This is a genomic window from Acidovorax facilis, assembly GCF_050626955.1.
Classification (GTDB): Bacteria; Pseudomonadota; Gammaproteobacteria; order Burkholderiales; family Burkholderiaceae_C; genus Acidovorax; species Acidovorax facilis.
On the sequence record NZ_CP192460.1, the window covers coordinates 3,956,937 to 3,975,708 of the forward strand.

Genomic DNA, 18,772 nt, shown 5'->3' on the forward strand with positions numbered 1-18,772 from the left:
TCCAACGGGAATTATCCGCGTGATCCTGCGCCACACCTTCACCCCCCACAACAACACCCGGCTCACGCACCTGTGTGGCCCGGCCGACGCGCACCTGCGCACCATCGAAGTGGCCCTCTCGGTGAGCATTGCGCACCGGCACGAGCAGTTCAAGGTGGACGGCCCCAAAGCGAAGGCCACGCAGGCGATGGAGCTTTTGCAGGCGCTGTACGAGATGGCCGAACGCCCGATCACCGAGGACCACCTGCAGCTCATGCTGGCCGGAGACAGCGCCCTGGTGGAGGCGCCCGAGGGCGCCATCGTGCTCAACACCCGCCGGGCCGACCTGCGCGGCCGCACGCCCACACAGAACCTGTACCTCGAAAACATCGCCAGCCACGACATCACCTTTGGCATCGGCCCTGCAGGCACCGGCAAAACCTATCTCGCCGTGGCCTGCGCCGTGGATGCGCTGGAGCGCAGCGCCGTGCAGCGCATCGTGCTGACCCGCCCAGCGGTCGAGGCGGGCGAGCGCCTGGGTTTTCTGCCCGGCGATCTGGCGCAAAAGGTGGACCCCTACCTGCGCCCGCTGTACGACGCGCTGTACGAACTGATGGGCTACGACAAGGTGATGAAAGCCTTCGAGCGCAACGCGCTGGAAATCGCCCCGCTCGCATTCATGCGCGGGCGCACGCTGAACAACGCCTTCGTGATCCTGGACGAAGCGCAGAACACCACGCCCGAGCAGATGAAGATGTTCCTCACCCGCATCGGCTTTGGCGCCAAGGCCGTGGTCACGGGCGACGTGAGCCAGATCGACCTGCCCAAGGGGGCCATGAGCGGCCTGATCGATGCCGAGCGGGTGCTCAAGCGGGTCAAGGGCATCTCCGTCACCCGCTTCACGACGGCCGACGTGGTGCGCCACCCGCTGGTCGCGCGCATCGTGGATGCGTACGACGCACCGCGCCGCGCCCCGGCTTCTCGCAGCCGGGACTAGCACTATCATTTTGATAGCTTTCAGCGCTTATCCATCAAGCTCTGACGGCCAAAAACAGCAAAAATGTCTTTAAACCAACTCTCCTTGTCGCTGCAGTTCGGCCCGTTCGACGGAGCTGCCGCCCACCGCGCCGTGCTGCCACGCCACAAGGTCACCCGCTGGATTCGCCACGCGCTGGCCACCGATGCCGAGATCACCGTACGCATCGTAGGGGCCGAAGAAGGCCAGCAGCTCAACCGCGAGTACCGCAAGAAGGACTACGCCACCAACGTGCTCACCTTTGACTACACCCAGGAGCCCTTGGTAACGGCCGACCTGGTGCTGTGCGCCCCCGTGATTGAGCGCGAGGCCAAAGAGCAGAACAAAAGCCTAGAAGAACACTACGCCCACATGCTGGTGCATGGCACGCTGCATGCCCAGGGGTGGGATCACGAGACCAGCGAGGCAGATGCCGAGGAGATGGAGGAGTATGAAACCGCCATCCTGCAGGAGTTGGGCTTTGCCGACCCGTACGCGACTTCCTGAACGCTATCCCTGCTGCCGAGGGCAGCGGCGCACTTTTTACCATTTGGTACAAAGTGCTCGCATCTGCCGGGGCTCGGCGTTGTCTTGATAAGCGACGATTGACTCCTCCAGTGCGCGTCTCGCAGACCTGTTGGCACTCCCGCCGCTCGCCCTGCCTGTCTTCCCCCTTTTTTCAGGAGTCTTCTCTGTGATCAATTTCCAGCGACACCCTGCGCCCGTGGCGAATTCGGGCCTGCCATGCTTGTATCGCGCCTTGCTGCTGGCGGCGCCACTCGTTCTGGCGGCCTGCGGGGGCGGCAGTGGCGAATCGGAGCCCGCCGGACTCCCGGCCCCTTCCGGCTTCAGCGTGGCGAGCTACGGCCCCAAGACCTACAACTTGGGCTGGACCGTCACCCCGGGTGCGATGCGCTACGAACTGTTCGAGGACCCTGATGGCGCAGCAGGCCCCCAACCTGAATCGCTATTCGGCGTCGGCGCCGCCAACAACGTCACCAGCTTCCCCATACAGGTTGGGGGGCTGCTGCACGAGCGTGTGAACGCGAGTTACCGGCTGCGCGCCTGCGACACGAGCGGCTGCGGCCCGTTCACGAGCGCGGTAACACCCGACCTCACCCAGGCCATAGGGCGCTTCGACCTGCCTGACGGCGATCCGACGCAGCGATTTGGCGCCTACACGAACGCAATTGCCCTTTCGGCCGACGGTTTAACGCTGGCTGTCGGGTCGCCCCGCGAGGGCAGTTCAGACGGCCTGGCAGGGGCGGGCGCGGTGTACATCTTCAGCCGCAGCATGCCAGGCGTTGGCATGCCAGCCCCTGCCTGGGGTCTGCGGGCGCGGCTGGAAGGCAGCAGTCCGGCCGCAAAGATGGCCTTTGGCGCCAGCCTCGCACTATCGGCCAACGGTCGCACGCTGGCAGTGGGTGCACCAGAGGAAAGAAGCAATGCACGCGGCATCAACGGCGATGCGGCCAACCGCGACGCGTATGGCGCGGGGGCTGCTTATATCTTCATGGACAACGGCAGCACCTGGAGCCAGCAGGCCTACATCAAGTCCCGCAACACGCCTGCGAAAGTCGAGACCTGCAGCCGCCTGGACATCTCTGGCACGGCTGTATTTCCATGCACCCCCCAACACTTTGGCTTCAGCGTGGCTCTGTCAGCCGACGGGAACCTGCTGGCGGTAGGAGCGCCCGAAGAAGGTGCTAACTTCACCCCGGGGTCTGCCGCCGTGTTGAGTGGACTCTCCTTCACCGGTGAAACCATTTTTGGGGGCGGCGTCGGAGCCGTTCACACCTTTGCCCGCAACAACGGCGGCTGGGCCGAGCAGGCGCACCTGCCAGGCAGCAGCGCCGACCCGACAATGGCCCGCTTTGGGGCGGTTGTAGCCCTGTCCAGCGACGGCACCGTGCTTGCGGCAAACACCGACAAGGACATCTCGGTCCTGACCCATCTCGGAGGTGTCTGGAGTGCACCCACGCAGGTGTGGCGCGTTCCTGCCGCAGGTGCGCTGACGGGTTCGCACAATCCCTTTGCAATGTCCAGGGACGGAAGCACACTGGCCGTCTTGGACCGCTCTGGAGGTACTGACGTTCAGCTGCGAACATTCACACGCACTGGGGACGCCTGGACGCAGCAGCCCGCATTGCCGGTCAAGGCTGCCGACGGGTTCTTTACAAACAGTGTCATGTTGTCGCTTTCTGCGGACGGCCGCATGCTTGCCGTGGGCAACCTCGACGATGCAAGCAACGCCTCTGGCATCAATGGCAACCCCAACAACCAGGCCTTATATTCAGCCGGAGCCGTCAATGTCTACCGCCGTGACGGCACCACCTGGGCGCACAGGGCCTACCTCAAGGCCCCCCAGCCGCGCGCACTTGCACGCTTCGGTGCCAGCGTCGCCCTGTCCGGTGATGCCAGCACCCTGGCCGTGGGCACCAGCAGTGCCACGGATGGCGTAACACCCGCCGCAGCCGACGCCGCCTATCTGTACTGATTGCATCGGCAGCCGGGACCCCACTGGCGACAGGGCTGAACACCCGACGAGGCTCACGGCAGGCAAAAGTGTTGCACCCGCGCCATCGCCAATGGTGGCGGCGCCACCCCCTACCATCGGAGCATGCTCGACACGCCTTTGCTGCTCACCGCCGCCTTCGTTGCCGGCGCCCTCAACGCCGTCGCCGGAGGCGGCAGTTTTCTGACCCTGCCCGCCCTCGTCTTCACTGGCGTGCCGCCTGTGGTGGCCAATGCCACGGGCACGGTAGCCCTGCTGCCGGGGTACATGGCCGGCGCATGGGGTTTCCGCGAAGACACGGCCCCGCCGCCGGGGCTGTCGATGCGCCTGTTGGTGGTGCTCTCGCTCATCGGGGGCGCAGCCGGGGCCGCGCTGCTGCTGGTCACGCCCGACGCCACCTTCCGCCGCGTGGTTCCCTGGCTGCTGCTGGCGGCCACGGCGCTGTTTGCATTCGGGCCGCAGCTGCGCCGGATGCTGGCGGGCGGCAAACCCTCCACCGCCAGGGCCACGGTGGGCGTGCTGGCGGTGGCTGCCTATGGCGGCTATTTCAACGGCGGGCTGGGCATCCTTCTGCTGGCGCTGTTCGGCCTGCTGGGGCAGACGAACCTGAACGCTATGAACGGCCTCAAGAACTGGGTGTCGGCCCTGCTTACCGCCATTGCCGTGCTCATCTATGCGGCAGGCGGCGTGGTGCTGTGGCCGCAGGCGCTGATGATGATGGTGGCCGCCACCGCAGGGGGCTACGGAGGGGCACGCTTGGCCCGCAAGCTGCCCCCGGCGGTGTTACGCTTGGGAGTCGTAGCCACCGGCCTGGCGATGTCGCTGGTTTTTTTTGCGCGGCAGTAAAAGTCGGACGTCCGCGCGGCAACGTGGTTGCTGCTGCCTCTACCGAGGCGCGAGCGGGGGCTCGTCAACACGGGCTTGCGCCGCACCGCCCCTTCAACGATGCATCCATCCGCCCAGGCAGTTATCCGCCCACTGAGGAGATCTCATGTCTAACGTCACACCTTTGCTCAGTTCCGTCACCGCCAACGCGGCCCTGCGCAGCCTCGGTGGCCTTGCCACGCCACGCTGGCGCGCGGCAGGCATCAGCACCAGCCTGATGTTGTCGCTGCTTCTTTCCGCCTGTGGCGGCGGCAGTGGAGACAACGCCAGCGAACCACCACCGCCTGCCCCTACACCTACCTCCGTGCCGGTTCCCGGGACGCCCAACGGAGCATTCGACACCATCGGCACAGCGGAATTCAGCCTGCGCTACGGGGTGGAGCGCTACGACTTCGTCTGGAGCCCCTCGGCCCCAGCCACGCACTACGAGCTCTGGGAGGACCCGGACGGCCTGGGTCCGCTGCCCGAGGCGCAGGCCGGCTCCGCGATCACCGGCACACGGCACACCTTTGAAATCAAGCAGCTGCACCAACGGGTAAACGCCACCTACCGGCTGCGCGAGTGCAATGGCACCAGCTGCTCCTTCCGGGCCACCACGCTCGCACCGGACGCGCTGCGCGCGCACTTCCTCTTTGACCGCCAAGGCAGCAGCGTGCTGGCGCCGTTCAACGCCACCGCTGGCACTCCGGTGCTCGTCTCGGCGGACCTCAAGACGCTGGTGATCGGAGCGCCCGACCCGGTGAGCACCACCACCTTGCCCCGGCCAACGCCCGCCGTTGACGACAGCGCCGTTCACATCCTCGTGCGCAGCGCCGTGGGCGTGGCCTGGCAGCCGCAGGCCCGACTGCAGGCGAGCAATCGGCGTGCGCCAGCCTGCAACAACGCAGCCCAGGATTACTGCCACTCTTCGTCCTTCGGAGCGGGGCTGGCGCTGTCCGCCGATGGGAACACGCTGGCGGTCAGCGCTACCGGAGAGACCAGCAACGCCCGGGGCGTCAACGGCGATCAGGCCAACACCGACAGCCTGGCCGCGGGCGCGGTGTATGTCTTCGCCCGCACTGGCGGCAGCTGGAGCCAGCAGGCCTATGTCAAGGCCAGCAACACGCCGGCACGCAACAACACTTGGTGCAACCTTTCTTATTGGGCCACACAGCCCTGCGACGGGCAGAACTTCGGCGCCAGCGTGGCCCTATCCGCCGACGGCAGCCTGCTGGCTGTGGGTGCCGCCGGTGACGACAGCAAGTCCACCGGCGTCAACGGCGATGCGAACGACACCTTGGCGGTCTTTGCGGGCGCCGTTCACACCTATGCCCGCACCGGCTCCACCTGGGCGCCGCAGGCTTACCTCAAGGCCAGCAACACGGATGCTGGCGACGGGTTCGGTACGTCGGTGTCCCTGTCGGCCGATGGCTCGACCCTGGCCGTCGGCGCCATCTTCGAGCGCAGCAGCGCCACCGGCGTCGGTGGCAATCAATCAGACAACGCGCAATCGCCCTTTGGAGCCGTCTATGTCTTCAGCCAGGACCGCGGCAGCTGGAGCCAGCAGGCCTATGTGAAGGCCCCCGTGAACACGGTCTTCGGCGGCACCGAGCCAATGAGCTACTTCGGCGGACGCACAGCCCTGTCCGCCCATGGCGAAACCCTGGCGGTGGGCTCTGTGCGGGGCATGGCTTTCGTTTATGCACGAACCCAGAACACATGGCAAGCCCAGGCCCACATGTTCCCAGCCGGGCCCAACGTCATTCGATTCGGAGAGGCGGTGGGTGTGTCGGCGGACGGAAACAGCGTGGTCACTGCGGCGCAGGATGTGGGGAGCGAAGCCTCCGCATTTACGCTTTACTTCTTCAGCCGCACCGCCGGCACCTGGAGCCAGTAGGCACCACGGAGTCAGGCGGCACCACGCCCCAGCAACGGCGACCGCGGCAAGAAGCGAAACGCGGTCGAGGCCGCTGCCAGCATGCACGCGATACTGACCATGACCGCCTGGTAGGGCTCGTGGCCATGGCGCTGCGCCCACGCGGCCAACAGCCCCGTGAGCGATTGCATCAGCGCCACGCCCAGGAACATGGACATGGTGTACAGCGACAGCGCGCGGCCCGTCATTTCAGCGGGGTAGGACGAACGCACGTCCGCGTACTGCAGCACGCCGTAGCCCGACAGCAGGCCCATGAGGAAGATCAGCGCCACGTTGGCAGTGGCGTGATGCCAGAAGGCCAGCAGCAGGAACAGGCTGCCCATGAGCAGGGAAAAGTGGGTGATCCAGCGCCGCCGCCGTGTGGGCCCGGGGTCCATGCGGCCAAACGCGGCGGGCACGAACAGCGCGAGCATCGACAGCACCAGGGCCACGTTGCCGCTGTCGATGAGCGAAAACCCATACCGCCCCATCAGCAGGGGCCCCAGCCACAAGCCGCGCAGGGTCAGGAAGGCGGCGTAGCAGGTCATGCCCAGGATCAGGATGCCCCAGGTGTGCGGCACCTTGAGCAAGCTGCCAAACCGCCCCGCCGCCTGCACCCACGACTCGCGCGGACCCTGGGCGGCTTGCGCCAGTGCGGGCTCGTGCACACGCAGAAAGATCAGCAGCCACGACAGAAGCGAAAACACCGCCAGCACCGCGAACCCCGCGCGCCAGCCCCCGTGCTGCACCATCCAGGCCAGCGGTGTGCCGGTGAACAACAGCCCCAGCCCGCCCACCCCCATGCCCACGCCCGAGAAGAAGGCGAAGCGCTGCGCAGGAAAGTGGCGCGAAACGAAGACGGTACAAGCCAGGAAGGCGGGAGAGCAGCCCACACCGATCAGCAGCTGGCCCACCATCAGCCAGCCATAGCCGGGCGCGAGGGCTGATACCGCGGCCCCCAGCCCCGCCAACGGGAAAGCCACCAGCACCGTGCGGCGCAGGCCGTACAGGTCCATGCCGATGCCCATGAGGAGCTGGGTCACGCCAAACGACAGGCCAAACAGGCCGGCAAACGCGCCCAGCGAGTCCGGCGAAATGCCAAAGTCCGCCTGCAGCCCTGCGGCGATGATGCTCGTCACGGTGCGGTAAGCCTGACTCAGCGCAAAGGCCGACAACAGGCACAGGTACATCACCCAAAGGGCGCGGCGTGGCGAGGGCGGATCAGGCAGGACAGCGGGGGCGGCTTGGGTCACGGGTGAAGCAGGGCTGGCAGTGGGCGCGCGGCGGGTATACGGCGGAGTGCGCACCGCATCACAAGAACAGAAGAACGGAACGCACGTGCCCGAGCCTACAGAATTTGCCACCCGCGCGTCGTCGCCGTGCGGACAACCCCACGGCCAGCTGCGGGCCGAGGCCAGCCCACGCGTTCAGCCAGCCGCCGCTGTCGCCAGCGAAGGCGCCATCCGCAGCGGGATGGTCACCGGGCCGTCATTGATGAGGTGCACCTGCATATCGGCGGCAAACTGGCCCGTGGCCACCTTGGGGTGCACCTTGCGCGCCTGGGCAACCACATAGTCGTACAGCCGCCGCCCCTCATCGGGTGCAGCCGCCTGGGTGAAGCTGGGGCGGTTGCCGCCGGTGGTGTCTGCCGCCAGCGTGAACTGGCTGACCAGCAGCAGGCCGCCACCGGTGTCCTGCACGCTCTGGTTCATCTTGCCTGCGGCGTCCGAAAAAATGCGCAGCTTGAGGATCTTGGCCAGCAGCTTGTCGGCCTCCATCTCCGTGTCACCGCGTTCGGCACACACCAGCACCAGCAGGCCTGCGCCGATGGCTCCCACGGTCTGCCCGTTCACCTCCACGCGCGCTTCGCGCACACGTTGCAATACGCTGATCACTTCACGGCATCCTTCAAATCGTCACGGAGATCATCAAAATGCGCTTCCACATCGGTGGGCAGCAACTCAATGGTGGCGCGCAGGCCGGGTACGGCGGTCATCAGCGCACGCTCGACCTGGCCGCGCAGTTCGGCGGCGTGCCGCAGGGTCCAGTCGGCGGGCATGTGCAGGTGCATGTCCACAAACTGGCGCTGGCCCGCACGGCGGGTGGAGACATGGTCAAACCGCACGGCACCGGGCGCCTGCGATAGCACAAACTGCTGCAACGTGGCGTCGATGGTGGCCTGCACCTCGGGCTCTACCGCTGAATCCATGAGGCCCTGGGAGGATCGCCACACCAGCTCCACGCCCTCTTTCAGGATATTCAGCGCCACGGCAATCGCCGCCAGCGCATCCAGCCACAGCCAGCCCGTGAGGGCCGCGCCCGCAATGCCCACCAGCACACCGGCCGAGGTCCACACGTCGGTGACGAGATGACGCGCATCGGCCTCCAGCGCGATGGAGCGGTACTCGCGGGCCGAGCGGAACATGAGCCACGCGAGAAAGCCATTGAGCGCCGAACTGAGCACCGACAGGCCCAGGCCCCAGCCCAACTGTTCGATGGGCTGCGGGTCCATCAGCCGGTGCCCGGCCGCCCACAGGATGCCCCCCGACACCCCCACGATGAGGATGCCTTCGAACCCTGACGAAAAATACTCAGCCTTGTGGTGGCCGTAGGGGTGGTCGTCATCCGCAGGCCGCGCCGCCACGGTCACCATGGCCAGCGCAAACATGGCGCTGGCCAGGTTGACAAACGACTCCATCGCATCCGACAGCAGGCCCACCGAGCCAGTGACCACCCAGGCCAGCGTCTTGAGCGCGATGGTGACCCCCGCCACCGCAATAGACGCCCACAGCAGGTTGCGGGGTGTGAGCCATTGGTGAGGCTTTGGAGCAGGGTTGGACATGGGTGGAGGTATTGGAGGAGTAGCGCTGAAGAACCGAGCCGGAATTACACCAGAGCGGCCTTAAGACCCGCTTTACACCGTTCGCTCAGACAGCGCTACCTTCGGCGAAGCGCGTCCCGCGCAAGCCCCCATGCCAGAATCCGCGCATGACCCCGGCATGGCGCCGCCGCCTTCCCTTGTACCGCACCCTGCATCTCCCCAGCCTGCTGCTCTGGGCCGTGGTCGCATGCGCAGGCGCCAGCTGGCTGGCCGTCGCGCGTTTGCAGCAGTTGCACGCAGCGTTCGAGACCGACGCGCGCATCGTGCACCGGCTACTGAGCCAGCGTGTGGTGCAGCACGATGCCATCATGGCCACGCTGGCGTTGCTGCAGCCCACCGCCGCAGCGAGCAACAGCACCGACGCCGCATCCCCCCTGCCCCGCCTGCCTTCGGTCTACCCGCAAATTCTGGCGGTGCTGCAGCGCACAGCGCAGAGTGATTGGCCCCCCGCACTGCAGGCAGAACTGGCGGCCGCTGAAGCCTCCTCACGCCGCACCGGCCATGCGGCCATGGCAGGGCTGAACCTGCCCGCAGGCCGCTATCACCTCGTGCTGGCAGGCACGCCCGCCAGCTACGCACTGCACATCGACCTGCGCAGCACCATTCCCATGGACGAGTGGCCCATGGACAGGTCCACCAGCCCCGTGCGTGTGACGCTGGAGCGCGATGGCGAGGCTTTCGTCGTACAGCCGGGCCGATCCGAGGTGGGCGCCTGGAGCCGCACCTACGAGTTTCACAAGCTGTTGGCGGCACAAAGCCAGCCGCTGGACGTGGTGGCCCGCCGCAGCGTGGGCCTGCACGAGCTGCCGTGTTGGGGCATGCTGGGCTGGTGCGTGCTGACCGCTGCGCTCTGGGCTGCAGGCCACGCACTGTGGCGCCAGCGCGTGGCCCGCCAGCGGGCCGAAGAACTGCTGCGCCTGGGCCAGGTGGCACGCCTGAACACACTGGGCGAGCTGGCCGCCGGCATGGCGCACGAGTTGAACCAGCCGCTGACGGCCCTGCTGTCGAGCACCCAGGCCGCCCAGCGCCTGCTGGCCGATGAACCGCCCGACCTCGACACCGCCCAGACGGCCATGGCCCGTGCGGTGGAGCAGGCACGCCGCGCCTCCACCGTGGTGGGTCGCCTGCGCCGCCTGGTGGAGCGCCCCGACCTGGCAGGCCAGGCCCAGCCGCTGGCGCTGCCCACGGCCGTGCACGACGCGCTGCACCTGCTGGAGCCCGAGCTGGCCCAGCGGGGTGTGGTGCCCAGCGTGACCACCGCCCCCGACCTGCCCACCGTGCTGGCCGAGCCTGTGGCCCTGCAGCAGATCATCCACAACCTGCTGATGAATGCATTGCAGGCGCTGGAACAGGTGCCAGCCACCGAACGCCAGCTGCACATTGCCATGGCGCGCACCGATACCGGGCACGTGGCCCTGTCGGTGCGCGACCACGGCCCGGGCATACCACCCGAGGCCCGCCAGCGCCTGTTCGAGCCGTTCTACACCACACGCACGGGCGGGCTGGGACTGGGCCTGACACTGTGCGACAGCCTGGCGCAGGCCATGGGCGCGCAGCTGGCCCTGGCGCCTGAGGCCGCTGCGCCAGCCCAAGACCTACGGGGCGCAGAGTTTGTGCTGACCCTGCCCACCGCACCGCCCGCCCATGACCGATAGCGCGCCATCCCTCTCGCCCCTGATCCACCTGGTGGACGACGATGCCGCCGTGCGCGACAGCCTCTCCCTGCTCATCAGCACCGTGGGCCTGCGCGTACAGGCCTGGGCCGACCCGCAGTCCTTCATGGCAGGGTTTGACCGCGCCAGCATCGGCGCCATCGTGCTCGATGTGCGCATGCCCGGCATCAGCGGCCTCACGGTGCTGGAGCAGCTGCTCGCGCAGGGCGTGGACCAGCCCATGATCCTGCTGACCGGCCACGGCACGGTGGAGATGTGCCGCCGCGCATTCAAGGCCGGGGCGGCGGAGTTTCTGGAAAAGCCCGTGGACGACGAAGTGCTGATCGAAGCCCTGCAGAACGCCGTGCGCCAGCATGTGCGATCCCGCGAGCGCCACCAGGCCGACCAGCAGGCGCGCGAGCGCTTCGCGCAACTGTCGGCCCGCGAGCGCGAGGTGCTGGGCTTGATCGTGGAGGGCCTGACCAACAAGGAGATTGGGCGCGCGCTGGCACTGTCGCCCCGCACGGTGGAAACGCACCGCGCCAACCTGTTTGGCAAGCTGGGGGCGGAATCGCTGGCGCAGCTGATACGGCGGTATGCGGCGCTGGTGGATGCAGCATCCTGAGCAGCTTTGCCAAGGCCTTCCGTAGTTTTACGGAGGCCCGCGCGTAGCCGCCCGAATGGCTGAAAACCGCAGCGTTTTCTACAGTTCTCCCACGGCGCCACAACGGGTGGCACCGACGTCAAAAACACCGGAGAACACCATGCAAAACCGCCTCGCCACCATCGCCGCCCTCACCCTGTCCCTGATCGCCACAGCGGCCAGCGCCGAAGGCGTACGCACCGAAAAGAACATCTCGCTGGACCTGGCCACGCAGATCGCCGCGCAAACCGTCGCCACCTGCAGCGCCAACGGCTACAACGTGACCGCCACCGTGGTGGACCGCGCAGGCACCGTGCGCGCCGTGCACCGCGCCGACAACGCAGGCCCCCACACGCTGGAAGCCAGCCGCCTGAAGGCCTACACCTCGGCATCGGCCAAGAACACCACGCTGGCCATGATGGAAGGCGCGCAGAAAAACCCCGCTGCTGCCAACCTGATGAACATCCCTGGCTACCTGCTGCTGGGCGGCGGCGTGCCGGTGAAGGTGGGTAACGAAGTCATCGGCGCCGTAGGCGTGGGCGGCGCGCCTGGCGGCCACCTGGACGAGCAATGCGCCGTGGCCGGCATCGCCAAGGTGCAGGATCTGCTGAAGTAACCCCCCGCCCACACCTGCAACGCACGCCATCGGAGACACCCGTGAAGCACTGGAACCTTGTATTCACACTGGCCGCTGCACTGGCCTGTGCCACCACGGCCCAGGCCCAGGTGCCTCCCACGGCGGCCGAAACAGCGGCCTACCAGGGCCTGCATGCCGCTGCGGCGCGCGGCGACATGCCTGCGCTCACCAAGCTGATCGCGGCACGGGCCGATCTGAACGCCCGCGACGCTTACGGTCGCACACCGCAGCATGTGGCCACATACGCCCGGCAGGCCGAAGCGATCCGCGCCCTTGCCAAAGCGGGCGCTGGCCTGGATCTGCTGGAAAACGACCGTTACGACGCCGTGACCATTGCCGCCGTGGCCGACGACGAGGCCACGCTGCGCGTGCTGCTGCAACTGGGCGCCAGCGCCAAACAGGTGACCAGCCGCTACGAAGGCACGGCGCTCATCGCCGCTGCCCACCTGGGGCACGACGGCGTGGTGCGCCAGCTGATCGCCGCTGGCGCGCCGCTGGACCATGTGAACAACCTGCACTGGACGGCGCTCATCGAGTCCATCGTTCTGGGCAACGGCGGCCCGCGCCACCAAGCGACCCTGAACGCCCTGCTGCGGGCGGGAGCGAGCCAAACGCTGACCGACCGGCAGGGCAACACGCCGCTGCAACTGGCGCGCCAACGGGGCTTCAGCGAAATGGTGCGGATGCTGGAAACGGCAGGCGCCAGGTAAAGACACGGCGGGTGCGGGAAGCACCCATGCCAATGCCCCCATACGCACTTCGCTTCAGCGGTACAGCTCGGCGCCCGCCATGCGCACCTTGTCGGCGCGCGCCGCGCCCAGGGCATCCACCACCGGCTCCCACACACCCGCGTAGGCGGGCATGGCGTCCGGAGCAAACGCCGTATGGGGCCAGTCCGAACCCCACACCAGCCGCTCACTCATCAGCCCTGCCACGCGGCGGATCGCGCCGTGCAGTTCGGCGTAGGGGGCCACGGCCTGCAGGCGGTACCAGCCCGACAGCTTGACCCATGCCCCCAGGTCGGCCAGCCTTGCCAGCGCCTGCCAGGCCGCATCGTCCTGCGCCAAGGCGGCGTGCATTCCCGCCAGATGGTCCAGCACACAAGGCAACCCCGTTTGCAGATGCAGCTGGGCAATCTGCGCCAGTTGGGCGGGTGCTGCATACCACTGCACATGCCAGCCCCGCGCCTTCAGGCGGGGCGCCAGCGCCTGCATGGCCTGCGCCCCGTTGCCCACGGGGGACACCAGATTGAAACGCACGCCGCGCACGCCCAGTGCGTGCATGGAGTGCAGTTCGCTGTCGGCAATGTCGGTATCCACCACCACCACCGCGCGGTGCCGACCCGGTTCGCGCGCCAGGGCGTCGAGCACCAGCCGGTTGTCGGTGCCATACACACTGGGCTGCACCAACACGAGGTGGCCCACGCCCAGCTTCGCGGCTTCTGCCTCAATGCGTTCGAGAGGCTGGTGCGCAGGCTGGTAGTGCCCGGCCTGGACCGGGGCTGCGGCATCAAACACATGGACGTGCGTGTCCCATCCCTCCAGGGCTTCCCGCAACGGTGTGGATGTGGCCAGCGCACCCATGGGTCAGCCCACCACGATCTTGCGCTCACGGATGACCTTGCCCCACTGCACTTGCTGGGCCTGGATGAACTTGCCCGCACTGGCCTGGGTGGCATCGGGAAAGGCATCACCGCCCAGCGCGCGGATGCGGCCCAGCACCTCAGGGTCTGCCAGCGCCTTGCGGATGGCGTTGACCAGCTGCGTGCGCACCTCGGGCGCAATGCCCGCCGGAGCCAGCACGGGGTTCCACTCCAGCACTTCGTAGTCGGCCACGCCGGCCTGCGCCATGGTGGGCACATCGGGCAGCGAACGGGCGCGCACGGCGCTGGTCACTGCAAGCGGCCGCAGCTTGCCCGCCTGGATGTGGCCAAGTGACGAGGCCACATTGGCAAAGAACAGCGGCACCTGGCCTCCCATCACGTCGTTCATGGCAGGGCCGCCCCCACGGTAGGGAATGTGGGACAGCCGCACGCCTGTGCGCTCTTCAAACAACGCCCCCGCCAGATGCTGGGCCGAACCATTGCCGGACGACGCATAGGCCACGTCCTCGGGCTTGGCCTTGGCGCGTGCGATGACCTCCTTGACGGAATTGACACCGAAGCCCGGGTGGCACACCAGCACGTTCGGAAAGGTCGCCAACACGGCCAGTGGCACAAAGGCCGTGTTGCTGTCGTAGGGCAGCTTGGGGTAGAGCGATGGATTGACAGCGAACGACGATGCATCGAGCAGCAGTGTGGTGCCATCCGGCGTGGCGCGGGCCACCGCCGATGCGGCTAGTTGGCCGCTGGCGCCGGGCTTGTTGTCCACCACCACGCCTTGCCCCAGCGCCTCGGCCATGCGGGGCGCGATGATGCGGGCCATCAGGTCGGCACCGCCGCCTGCCGGGTAAGAGACAACCAGGGTCACGGTGCGTCCGCCGCCCACGCCCGCGGCGCGGGTGTGCACCCAGGGGGCGGCCAAGGTGGCGCCCACGGCAGCCAGGGCCGCGCGGCGCGACAGACCAGGGGGGTTCAGAGGATCGGACAGATGGTGCATACAGGTCTCCTTGGTTGAGTTATCAGGCGTTCAGGGGGACACGCAGGAAGCTGGCGCCCCAAGTCCAGCAGGGGGTGTGGAACTGGCTTGCCAGGCCACGGACACCCCCGCGGTTGTCGTTCATGTAATGGTCACGGTGTAGTGAAAGGCATGGGCATCGCCGCGCGTGGTGCGCCATTCGACGCAGCGCCCGCCCAGGTCGTAGGCGGCCCGTTGCACCACCACGCCCGGATGGCCTGCGGCCAGCCCCAGGGGGATGGCCTGAGCGGCCGTCAGCACGGCAAAACCAATGTCGTCCACGGCACGGTGCACATGCACGCCGCAGCGCCGCGCGAACATGGGGTACAGCAGGTCGTCCCATTCGGCGGTGCTGCCTTCGGCCAGGGGAGCAAACACATCCAGCGGCAACCACAGCTCTTCCAGCAGACAGGGCTGGTCGGCCAGCAGGCGCAAACGCTGCAGCCGCAGCACCATCTCGCCCGTGGCCAAGCCCAGCCTGCGGGCCACGGCGGCCGGGGCCGCCACGCGCTGGCGTGACAGGATGCGCGAGCGTGGCATTTCGCCACTGCCACTGTCAAACCTAAAAAAGCGCAGCATCGACGCACCGGCAATCCCTTGGCGCACAAAGGTGCCCCGGCCGTGTATGCGTTCCACCAGGCCTTGCGCCACCAGGAGTTCCAGCGCACGGCGCATGGTGCCCAGCGCCACCTGGTGCTCGGTGGCCAGCAGGCTTTCTGCCGGCAGGGCCGAGCCGGGTGGCCACTCCCCTGCCACCACGCGGGCACGCAGGGCGGCGGCCAGGGCGGCGTAGCGGCTCAGTCCCGGGGCACTGTCAAAGGCAACAACTTTGTGGGATGTGGTCATGCCAAGAACTATAGTCCTCTATAGGTCTTGATGCAATGCGCAGATGCCACAGGCGGCGTGAAAAAAACAGCTGCGGAAATGATCCGCCGCCGGGCAGAACCTGGTCACTATCAAACAGATAGCAACAAATGATACCCATCAAGCGCTGGCGGCATTTTTCACCCAAACTTTCACCTGCCACCAGCGCAGCCAGCCTCCGCGCAGCGGCGCTGGCCCCACGTGAGCGCCTCAGAGGCTGAGAGTTTTTTAGCCGCGCCCGAAAAGCGCGCGAAAACGCCTCGGATCTATGCGCAAAGCACAGCCATAGCTCGGGCTATGGCGAGCATTTGCAACGACGAGCCGGGGCGTTTTCGCGTGCAAGGCGGGCATGGATAAAAGACTCTCAGCCTCTCAGTCCGTGACGAGCCGCGCCTTCACGGTCTTGCCCTTCACGCGGCCCTGGTTCAGGCGCTGCGCGGCCTGCGCGCCAATGGCGCGGTCCACCGCCACGTAGGTCGAGAAGTCGTTCACATTGATCTTGCCGATCTGCTCGCGGGTGTAGCCCATCTCGCCCGTGAGCGCGCCCAGTACGTCGCCCGCACGGATCTTTTCCTTGCGGCCACCGATGATCTGGATGGTGACCATGGGCGGCACCAGCGGGCCGCTGCCCGTGGGCGTGAGGTCCGCCACAGGGAACCAGCGCGACTCGCGGCCCTGCAGTTGCTCGATCTTGCCCACGGAGCCCATCTCGTCCAGGCTGGCCAGGTTCAGCGCCAGGCCGTCGGCATCGCCCCGGCCGGTGCGGCCAATGCGGTGGATGTGCACCTCGGGGTCGGGCGTCACATCCACGTTGATCACGGCGGCCAAGTTGGCAATGTCGAGGCCCCGCGCGGCCACGTCGGTGGCCACCAGCACCGAGCAACTGCGGTTGGCAAACTGCACCAGCACCTGATCACGCTCACGTTGTTCCAGCTCGCCAAACAGCGCCAGCGCGCTGAAGCCCTGGGCCTGCAGCACCCCCACCAGGTCGCGGCACTGCTGCTTGGTGTTGCAGAACGCGATGGACGATTCTGGGCGGAAGTGGTTGAGCAGCTGCGACACCGTGTGCAGGCGCTCGCTGTTTTTCACCTCGTACCAGCGCTGCTCGATCTTGCCTTCGGCATGCTGGGCCTGCACCGTGATCTGCTCGGGCGACTTCATGAACTGGGCGCTGAGCTTGGCGATGCCCTCGGGGTACGTGGCCGAAAAAAGCAGCGTCTGGCGCTCCTTGGGGCACTGCTTGGCCACCACGACGATGTCGTCGAAGAAGCCCATGTCGAGCATGCGGTCGGCCTCATCGAGCACCAGGGTGTTGAGCGCTTCCAGCGACAGGTGCTTGCGCTCCAGGTGGTCCATCACGCGGCCGGGCGTGCCCACCACGATGTGCGCGCCATGCTCCAGGCTCAGTGTCTGGGCGCGCAGCGGCACGCCGCCACACAGGGTCACGACCTTGATGTTTTCTTCGGCCCGCGCCAGGCGGCGGATCTCGGTGGTCACCTGGTCGGCCAGCTCGCGCGTGGGGCACAGCACCAGCGCCTGCACCGCAAAACGGCGGGGGTTGAGGTTGGCCAGCAGGGCCAGGGCAAACGCGGCGGTCTTGCCGCTGCCGGTGCTGGCCTGGGCGATCAGGTCCTTACCCAGCAACGCGGGCGGCAGGCTGGCCGCCTGGATGGGGGTCATGGTGGTGTAGCCCAGCTGCTGCAGGTTGGCCAGCGTGGCGGGGCTCAGGGCCAGCGCGCTGAAATCAGCGCGGGCTTGGTTTTCTTTGGAGGTCATGGGTCGATTATCCGGCCCCGCCTTCACCAGCCGCTATGCCTGCAGGGCCAACACCCCCACAAAAGCCAGGGTGTGCGCCAGCACGCCCGGTGCCACAGCCAGCGCGTAGCGCCAGCCACCACTGGCCAGGGCCACCGCGCACTTGCTGCCTGCATGCACCAGCAGCGCGGCCATCAGGGCCTGCGCGATGGCGGGTGCGGCCGCGCTGTGCGGGCCGCCGCGCACCAGCACGGCCGCCGTGGCGGCATGCACGTCGGCCAAGGCCGCCAGCAGCGCGCCTGCCAGCATGCCCGCGTCGCCTTGCCACGCCGTGAGCCCCTGCACACCGGCCTGAATGCCAGTGAGCAGAGCCGCAATCAGCAAGGCATCGCGCAGCTTGAACATAGGGGTGTCAGGGGGTACAGCAACCGCCACCTCCGCACCGGCGTCCATAGCCTTCGCAGACAGGTGCGCCGCGCCGCGCCCGCCCCACCATCCCACGGCGGCCGCCACACACCCGCCCGCCAGCGCGGGCAGCCACAGCCGAGCCAGCCACTGCGGCTGCACGGTGGCGGCCACCACCACGATCTGGGCCATGGTGGCCACACACGACAGCACCGCAGCGCCTGCGTTGGTGTGCGCCGTGGCCCGGCCCGCTCGCACCTCCATACCCAGGCTGCCGATGGTGGCGGTGCTCGACACAAACCCGGAGGCCAGCGCCGACAGCGCCACGGCATGGCGCGCCTGCATCAGTCGCTTGGCCAGGTGCGCCAGCGACTGGATCACCAGCAGCACGATGACCAGGCGCACCACCACCTGCGGGTTCAGCACGTCTTGCCACAGGGGGGTGTTGGGGGCCAGCGGATACACCAGCAAAGCCAAGGCGGCCAGAATGAGCCCGCTGCGCACCTCGCCGGGCTGCAGCCACTGGTTGGAAAACTGGTGCAACACGTCCCGCAACGCCAGCAGCCCCGTCACCACCACCGCCAGGGCGGCGGCCAGCAACTGGTCGCGCGCGCAGGTCACCCCGATCAGATAGGCCAGAAACAAGGCGATCTCGGTGGTGACGCCAGGGTCGCCAGAGCGGTCGCGCGCATAGGCCACCACCGTGAGGGCCGCTACCAACACGGCCCCCACCACCACCAGCACAGGAACCGCCGTGAGCGCAGCTGCCGCGCCCCCCAGGGAAGCCAGGGTGAACGACCGCACCCCGGCCAGCGCCCGGTCGGGCCCCGCCCCTTTGCGACGCTCGCGCTCAATACCCATCAGCAAACCGCAACCCGCTGCGCTCGCCAGCACGGCCAGCGCTGAGGAAAAACCTCCGAACTCCTGCATGGAACTCCCGCACCTTTCCTGTCTTTTGTTCTTCTGGCAATGCCCCATGGTGACAGAAAGACCCACCGCAACCCACCCACCCGCGCAGCAAACTTGCATGGG

Annotated in this window: 17 protein-coding genes; 9 read left to right on the top strand and 8 right to left on the bottom strand. The window is 67.5% G+C overall.

What is annotated here, in order from left to right; translation table 11 throughout:
* Positions 1 to 19 precede the first annotated feature (19 nt).
* The 5 genes from ACQ4MJ_RS18110 (at position 20) to ACQ4MJ_RS18130 (ending at position 6,270) form a co-directional block, all read left to right on the top strand.
* A complete protein-coding gene (locus tag ACQ4MJ_RS18110; protein ID WP_055396485.1) occupies positions 20 to 976 on the top strand; it encodes a PhoH family protein in 957 nt (318 codons plus the stop codon).
* Positions 977 to 1,039: 63 nt separating this feature from the next.
* Positions 1,040 to 1,501: an rRNA maturation RNase YbeY gene (gene ybeY / locus ACQ4MJ_RS18115; RefSeq protein WP_218298932.1), complete on the top strand. Its 462-nt coding sequence runs from the start codon at positions 1,040 to 1,042 to the stop codon at positions 1,499 to 1,501.
* A 187-nt stretch (positions 1,502 to 1,688) separates the two neighbouring features.
* A complete protein-coding gene (locus tag ACQ4MJ_RS18120; protein ID WP_431151746.1) occupies positions 1,689 to 3,491 on the top strand; it encodes a hypothetical protein in 1,803 nt (600 codons plus the stop codon).
* A gap of 123 nt (positions 3,492 to 3,614) precedes the next feature.
* Positions 3,615 to 4,355 (top strand): sulfite exporter TauE/SafE family protein, encoded by a 741-nt coding sequence (locus tag ACQ4MJ_RS18125; RefSeq protein WP_431151745.1) that lies wholly within the window; start codon positions 3,615 to 3,617, stop codon positions 4,353 to 4,355.
* A 145-nt stretch (positions 4,356 to 4,500) separates the two neighbouring features.
* Positions 4,501 to 6,270 carry an FG-GAP repeat protein gene (locus ACQ4MJ_RS18130; RefSeq protein WP_431151744.1) on the top strand — a complete coding sequence of 590 codons (1,770 nt, stop codon included), beginning with the start codon at positions 4,501 to 4,503 and terminating at the stop codon, positions 6,268 to 6,270.
* 11 nt (positions 6,271 to 6,281) lie between these two features.
* Here the strand turns inward: ACQ4MJ_RS18130 and ACQ4MJ_RS18135 are convergent, their stop codons facing one another.
* From ACQ4MJ_RS18135 to ACQ4MJ_RS18145, 3 genes are all read right to left on the bottom strand, one after another.
* Positions 6,282 to 7,478 carry an MFS transporter gene (locus ACQ4MJ_RS18135; RefSeq protein WP_207401914.1) on the bottom strand — a complete coding sequence of 399 codons (1,197 nt, stop codon included), beginning with the start codon at positions 7,476 to 7,478 and terminating at the stop codon, positions 6,282 to 6,284.
* 237 nt (positions 7,479 to 7,715) lie between these two features.
* Positions 7,716 to 8,183, bottom strand: coding sequence for a D-aminoacyl-tRNA deacylase (gene dtd, locus ACQ4MJ_RS18140; RefSeq protein WP_055396374.1), 468 nt, complete (start codon positions 8,181 to 8,183; stop codon positions 7,716 to 7,718).
* The gene (locus ACQ4MJ_RS18145) at positions 8,180 to 9,130 is read right to left on the bottom strand and encodes a cation diffusion facilitator family transporter (RefSeq protein ID WP_431151743.1); all 951 of its coding nucleotides are present in this window, start codon (positions 9,128 to 9,130) and stop codon (positions 8,180 to 8,182) included. The genes dtd and ACQ4MJ_RS18145 overlap by 4 nt, the downstream gene beginning before the upstream one ends.
* A gap of 146 nt (positions 9,131 to 9,276) precedes the next feature.
* Between ACQ4MJ_RS18145 and ACQ4MJ_RS18150 the strand changes: the two genes are divergently transcribed.
* The 4 genes from ACQ4MJ_RS18150 (at position 9,277) to ACQ4MJ_RS18165 (ending at position 12,811) form a co-directional block, all read left to right on the top strand.
* Positions 9,277 to 10,824, top strand: a complete 1,548-nt coding sequence (locus ACQ4MJ_RS18150) for a sensor histidine kinase (RefSeq protein ID WP_431151742.1) — start codon at positions 9,277 to 9,279, stop codon at positions 10,822 to 10,824.
* On the top strand, positions 10,814 to 11,446 hold the full coding sequence (locus tag ACQ4MJ_RS18155) for a response regulator transcription factor (RefSeq protein ID WP_121507671.1): 633 nt from the start codon (positions 10,814 to 10,816) through the stop codon (positions 11,444 to 11,446). Before ACQ4MJ_RS18150 ends, ACQ4MJ_RS18155 begins: the two co-directional genes overlap by 11 nt.
* Before the next feature lie 139 nt (positions 11,447 to 11,585).
* A complete protein-coding gene (locus tag ACQ4MJ_RS18160; RefSeq protein ID WP_431151741.1) occupies positions 11,586 to 12,080 on the top strand; it encodes a GlcG/HbpS family heme-binding protein in 495 nt (164 codons plus the stop codon).
* 41 nt (positions 12,081 to 12,121) lie between these two features.
* On the top strand, positions 12,122 to 12,811 hold the full coding sequence (locus ACQ4MJ_RS18165; protein ID WP_431151740.1) for an ankyrin repeat domain-containing protein: 690 nt from the start codon (positions 12,122 to 12,124) through the stop codon (positions 12,809 to 12,811).
* 54 nt (positions 12,812 to 12,865) lie between these two features.
* Here the strand turns inward: ACQ4MJ_RS18165 and ACQ4MJ_RS18170 are convergent, their stop codons facing one another.
* From ACQ4MJ_RS18170 to ACQ4MJ_RS18190, 5 genes are all read right to left on the bottom strand, one after another.
* Complete coding sequence (locus tag ACQ4MJ_RS18170) at positions 12,866 to 13,684, bottom strand: amidohydrolase family protein (RefSeq protein WP_431151739.1); 819 nt, start codon at positions 13,682 to 13,684, stop codon at positions 12,866 to 12,868.
* Positions 13,685 to 13,687: 3 nt separating this feature from the next.
* Complete coding sequence (locus ACQ4MJ_RS18175; protein WP_431151738.1) at positions 13,688 to 14,698, bottom strand: tripartite tricarboxylate transporter substrate binding protein; 1,011 nt, start codon at positions 14,696 to 14,698, stop codon at positions 13,688 to 13,690.
* A 120-nt stretch (positions 14,699 to 14,818) separates the two neighbouring features.
* Positions 14,819 to 15,562, bottom strand: a complete 744-nt coding sequence (locus ACQ4MJ_RS18180; protein ID WP_055396362.1) for a GntR family transcriptional regulator — start codon at positions 15,560 to 15,562, stop codon at positions 14,819 to 14,821.
* Positions 15,563 to 15,952: 390 nt separating this feature from the next.
* Positions 15,953 to 17,356 (bottom strand): ATP-dependent RNA helicase DbpA, encoded by a 1,404-nt coding sequence (dbpA, locus tag ACQ4MJ_RS18185; protein WP_431151737.1) that lies wholly within the window; start codon positions 17,354 to 17,356, stop codon positions 15,953 to 15,955.
* Positions 17,357 to 17,389: 33 nt separating this feature from the next.
* Entirely contained in the window at positions 17,390 to 18,670 is a 1,281-nt protein-coding gene (locus ACQ4MJ_RS18190) for an MgtC/SapB family protein (protein WP_121422157.1), read from the bottom strand.
* Positions 18,671 to 18,772 lie beyond the last annotated feature (102 nt).